Source organism: Synechococcus sp. H55.11, from assembly GCF_047462475.1.
Lineage (GTDB): Bacteria > Cyanobacteriota > Cyanobacteriia > Thermostichales > Thermostichaceae > Thermostichus.
The window spans coordinates 1-5221 of sequence record NZ_JANSJI010000114.1 but is presented as its reverse complement, the minus strand read 5'-3'; the positions used below and the strand labels follow the sequence as shown (position 1 = coordinate 5221).

The window sequence follows — 5221 nt, the reverse complement described above, 5'->3', positions numbered from 1 at the left end:
ATCTTGGTGGCGACTTGACTCCAGCAGAAGTCTCTCCCCCAGAGGGACTGGAGGTGAGGAAAATACTTGCTGCACTTCCAGACTGGGTTTAGGTTGGCTAGGAGGGCCCTGTGGAGTAGCTTTGATGTCCACGATCTTTGATCTCCACGCCGCTGTCCTGGCCGACTATCGCGATTTTGTCCGCTCGTTTTTTCTGGTTGCCGACCCACGGGCGCAAGCCTTTGTAGACCAAGCGCTAGAAGAAGGGATCCACCTCTGGCCAGAGCCGCTTGTCCAGCTCAGCCCCTCTTACAAGGACGGCTCAACCGTTGACGAGTTGGCTGCAGCCGGACGGATTGCCCAAGAAACAGCCCACATCTTCCGCTTTGAGGATGGCAGGCCCTTTCGCCTCTACCGCCACCAGGAGGAGGCCATCACCAAGGCCCTAGCCGGAGAAAGTTTCGTGGTAACCAGTGGCACCGGCTCCGGCAAGAGCCTCTGCTACTTCCTGCCTATCCTCGACAACTGGATCCGCCACAAGGGATCCGAGCACCAGGTGACGGCCCTGGTGGTCTATCCCATGAATGCCCTGGTGAACTCCCAATACCAGTCTTTGCAAGACCTGCGCGAACGCTACGAGCGCCGCTATGGTCGCCCTTTCCCCCTGCGCTTTGCCAAATACACCGGGGAAACTGCCGAAAGCGATCGGGAAGAGCTGCGGCGGAAGCCGCCCCAGATTCTGCTTACCAACTACATGATGGCGGAGCTGCTGTTGGTTCGCCCTGAGGATCAGCGCTTCTTAAGTCCTGGTGGACTGCGCTTTTTGGTCTTTGACGAGCTACACACCTACCGCGGTCGACAGGGGGCGGATGTGGCCATGCTGGTGCGACGCCTCAAGGAGCGCTGCGCCGCCCCAAACCTCGTCCACATCGGCACCAGCGCCACCATGATCTCCCGGCCAGAAGCCACCGCCCAGGAGCGCCGCCAGATTGTGGCCGACTTTGCCAGCCGCTTCTTTGGCTATCCCTTCAGAGCGGAGCACGTTATCGAGGAAACCCTGGATCCCTTTAGTGAGGGTGACTCTCCTAGTGCAGCGGAGCTAAAAAGCGCCCTCGACTCTCCCCCTCCCGCCGACCTGGCCACCCTGCGCCGCCACCCCCTGACGCGCTGGCTGGAGTACGAACTGGGCCTGGAGCCCACGCCCGATGGCGGCTTCAGGCGCCGTCTGCCCAGGGAGCTTTCTGAGGTCGCCGCCCAACTGGCCAAGCAGGTTGACAGGGATCCCCAGTTCTGCGCTGAGTCTCTGCGCCAGTTCCTCGCCCACGCCAGCAACCTCAAAGACGGCAACAGGGGGGTGGCCTTCAAGTTGCACCAATTTATCTCCCAGGGCCGCACCCTCTACGCCACTCTGGAGAGCCGGGAAAAGCGGCAATTTTCCCTGGAGGGGCAGATGCAGGCCGGTGAGGGCAAGCTCTTTTTCCCTGTCAAGTTCTGCCGCCAGTGCGGGCAGGACTACTACCATGTCCTCAAGTCCGGGGATCGCTTTGTGCCCTATCCCCTCGGGGAAGAGGTGGAGGAAAGCGAAGAGCAGCAAGCTGGCTACCTGAGTCTGGATCCCCTGGAGGGGGAGTGGTCGCAGGAACAGATCCCGGAAGATTGGTACACCCCTGAAGGCCGGCTCAAGCCCCATTGGAGAAGGCGCGTCCCCCAAGCGGTCTGGGTCCGCCCGGACGGCTCCTTTTCCGAGGTGCCCCAGGCAGGAACCCAGAAGCTGTGGTGGCAGCCCCAGCCCTTTTCTCTCTGCCTAGCTTGCGGCGAGTACTACAGTGGACGGGAGCGGGAGTTTGCCAAGCTGGCTTCCCTTTCTAGCGAAGGCCGCTCCAGCGCCACCACCATTCTGGCCACTTCTCTGCTGCGCCATGCTGCTCAAATGGGGGCAGCCCAGGACAAGCTGCTTACCTTTACCGACAACCGCCAGGATGCCTCCCTGCAGGCCGGCCACTTCAACGACTTTGTCCACGTGGCCCTCTTGCGGGCCTCGCTCTACGCTGCCCTTCTTAAAAAGCAAGAGCTGGGCTTTGCAGAAGTGGCCCCAGAGGTGGTGCAGGCTGCCGGCCTCACCCTTGCCGCCATTGCCCAAAACCCCTTGCTGGATCCCCAGTCGCCGGCTGCCCAAGAGGTCTGGCGGACTTTTACGGAGCTAACCGAATACCGCCTCTACGAGGATCTGCGGCGCGGCTGGCGGGTTACCCACCCCAACCTGGAACAGGTGGGCTTGTTGAAAATTGAATACTGCGGCCTCAAGGAGCTTTGCCAGAGTTCGGCCCTGGCCCCCCTCAATCCCTGGTTTGTCCAGGCCAGCGTCGAGGAGCGGGAACGCCTGCTGCGGGCTCTGCTGGATCAGTTTCGGCGCAAACTGGCCATCGATGTGCCTGTGCTCAGAACCGAGTTCCAGAGAAACTTGCGCCGACGCGCCGAGCAACACCTCAACGAGTTTTGGGGCCTAGAAGAGTACGACGAGCTGCGGACGGCTACCTGCTTTGTCCGCCAAAGCCGCAACGGACAAGACGGGACAACTTTCAGCCTAGGCCCCCGCAGCGCCATCGGACGCTTTCTTGCCAAGCGCCTTGAGCTAACCCGGGAAACCTACGACCAGCTTTTGGGATCCCTGCTTTCTCTTCTAGTCAGCTACGACCTGCTGCGGCGGGAGAATGGCCAGGAAGCCTACCAGCTCAACGCTGGCTGTCTGCGCTGGTGCCTGGGCGATGGCTCGCCGCCGCCTGCGGATCCCTTGTACTCCCGCCGCGCTCAGCAGGAGGGCTACGCTTCCGCCCCTCGCCCCGTCAATCTCTTCTTCCAGCGCCTGTATCGGAGCGGGGCAGCAGGGCTGGGATCCCTGGAGGCCAGAGAGCACACGGCCCAGGTGGTTCGAGCGGGAGAGCGGGAGTGGCGAGAAAAGCGCTTTCGCGGGGAAGACCAAGCTCGCCGCCTTCCCTACTTGGTCTGCTCGCCAACCCTGGAGCTGGGGGTCGATATTGCCGATTTGGATCTGGTGCATCTGCGCAACGTGCCGCCCACTCCGGCCAACTACGCCCAGCGCAGCGGTCGGGCAGGTCGCCAGGGGCAGGCGGGGCTAATCCTCAGCTACTGCGGCGCCTTCAACAGCCACGACCAGTACTACTTCCGCCGCCGCGCCGAGATGGTGGCCGGTCGTGTCCGCCCTCCCCGCCTGGACTTAACCAACGAGGCGCTACTGCGGGCTCACATCCACGCCGTTTGGCTGGCCCAGGTACGCCTGCCCCTGGGTAACTCCATGGAAAGAGTTCTCGATTTGGATCGCGAGGGGCTGCCCCTGCGGGAAGAGGTGGCTGCCCAAATCCAGCTAGGGGAAGCGGCCCGGCAAGAGGTGATGGAGCGGGTGGAGGCGCTCTTGGCCGCTGATCGAGAGGTTCTGGATCAGAGCGGCTGGTTTAGCCGCCGCTGGCTCCAGCAGGTCATCGAAGAGGCGCCCCAGGCTTTTGACCGAGCTTTCGACCGCTGGCGAGAACTCTATCGGGCTGCCACCCAGCAGTTGGAAGCCGCTAACCGCCAGCTCCAGACGACTCGCGAAAAGAAAGACCAGCAGGAAGCCGAGCGCCGCCAGCGGGAAGCCCTGCGCCAGCGGAATCTGCTGCTCCAAATCGACACCCAGCGGGAGGAAAGCGACTTCTACCCCTACCGCTACTTGGCCAGCGAAGGCTTTCTGCCCGGCTACAACTTTCCGGCCTTGCCCGTGCGGGCCTGGGTGCCCCGCGGCGGCGAGGGGGAGTTCATCGCCCGGCCCCGCTTTTTGGCCATCCGCGAGTTTGCTCCCCACAACTTCCTCTACCACGAAGGCTGCCAGTGGGAAGCGGTAGCGTTCCAGGCGCCGCCCGGCGGCCTGGAGGAGCGCAGAAGTAGCCACAAGCTCTGTTTTAGCTGTGGGGCCTTTGCCGATCCCTCCCTCGATCGCTGTCCAGTCTGCGGCACCCCGTTCGATGGGCAAAATAGCCTCTTGACCCAGCTTCTGGAAATGCCCAATGTGCGCATGCGGCGGCGGGATCGCATCACGGCTGACGAAGAGGAGCGGCGGCGACAAGGCTACGAGCTGCAGACCTTCTTCCAGTTTGCTTCCGAAAGCTCTGGCTACCGCGTCCAAGAAGCTGATGTGCTGAGCGGACAAACCCCCCTGCTGCAGTTGCGCTATGCCCCGGCAGCTACCCTGCTGCGCATCAACCACGGCTGGCGGGGAAGTGGAGGGCGGGGGTTCTCGGTCAACTTTGAAAATGGGGAAGTCCCCTCGCGAGCTCAGCTTGAGCGGAGCAGGGCGGGCTTGTCCAACCCAGCCTTCTTGCAGTCCATCCGCCTGGCGGTGCGCAGTACCCAAAACCTGCTGCTGGTGCGCCTGGCGCAGCCCGGCTTAGGGGATCCCCAACCTTTAGAAACCAGCCTGCGCTACGCCCTCAAGCGGGGGATCGAAGAGGCCTTTGAGCTAGAAGAGACGGAGCTGGCCGCCGAGTCCATTGGCCAGGGATCCCATCGGGCCCTGCTGTTTTACGAGACGGCAGAAGGGGGAGCCGGCGTCCTGCAGCGGTTGGTGGAGGAGCCAGAGGCCATGGCGGAGGTGGCGCGAGCAGCCCTGGAGATCTGCCACTTCCAGCTCTCAGAAGCCGGGATCCAAGACCTGCGGCCTGAGTGCCGCGCCGCCTGCTACGAGTGCCTGCTCAGCTACGCCAACCAACGGGAGGCGCTGGAGCTCGACCGATACAAGATTCGGGATCTTCTGGGAGAGCTGGCCCACAGCCGCACCGAGCTACGTCCCCTGGGCCGCTCCCGCCAAGAGCAGCTGGAGTGGCTGCGCCAGCTCATCGACCCTCGCTCGCACCTGGAGCGCCGCTTTCTGGAGTTGCTGGCCGAAGAAGGCTACCGCCTTCCCGACGACGCCCAGAAGGCCATCCCTGATCCCCGCTGCGTGGTCGACTTCTTCTACGAGCCCAACGTCTGTGTTTTCTGCGATGGCGCAGTGCATGACGAGCCCGACCAGGCTGCCCAGGATCGCCAAGTGCGCTCCCAGCTTTTGGGACAAGGCTACCGGGTAATTGCCCTGCGCTACGACCAAGACCTGCAGGAGCAACTGGCCCGCTACCCAGAGGTGTTTGGCAAGGGCAACTAATCCTGCTGGTGGGAAAACAGGTAGGCACCCACCAGGGCCAGAAGGGTTGCC

Annotated in this window: 1 protein-coding gene; it reads left to right on the top strand. The window is 63.1% G+C overall.

Translation table 11 applies throughout. The features are described 5' to 3' along the window. The first annotated feature begins 124 nt into the window (after positions 1 to 124). A complete protein-coding gene (locus NW853_RS05095) occupies positions 125 to 5170 on the top strand; it encodes a DEAD/DEAH box helicase (RefSeq protein WP_414348145.1) in 5046 nt (1681 codons plus the stop codon). Positions 5171 to 5221: the final 51 nt, after the last annotated feature.

Bases quoted from the DNA above. Each gene is read 5' to 3' on its own strand.
- NW853_RS05095 (WP_414348145.1), top strand. From the start codon at position 125: ATGTCCACGATCTTTGATCTCCACGCCGCTGTCCTGGCCGACTATCGC.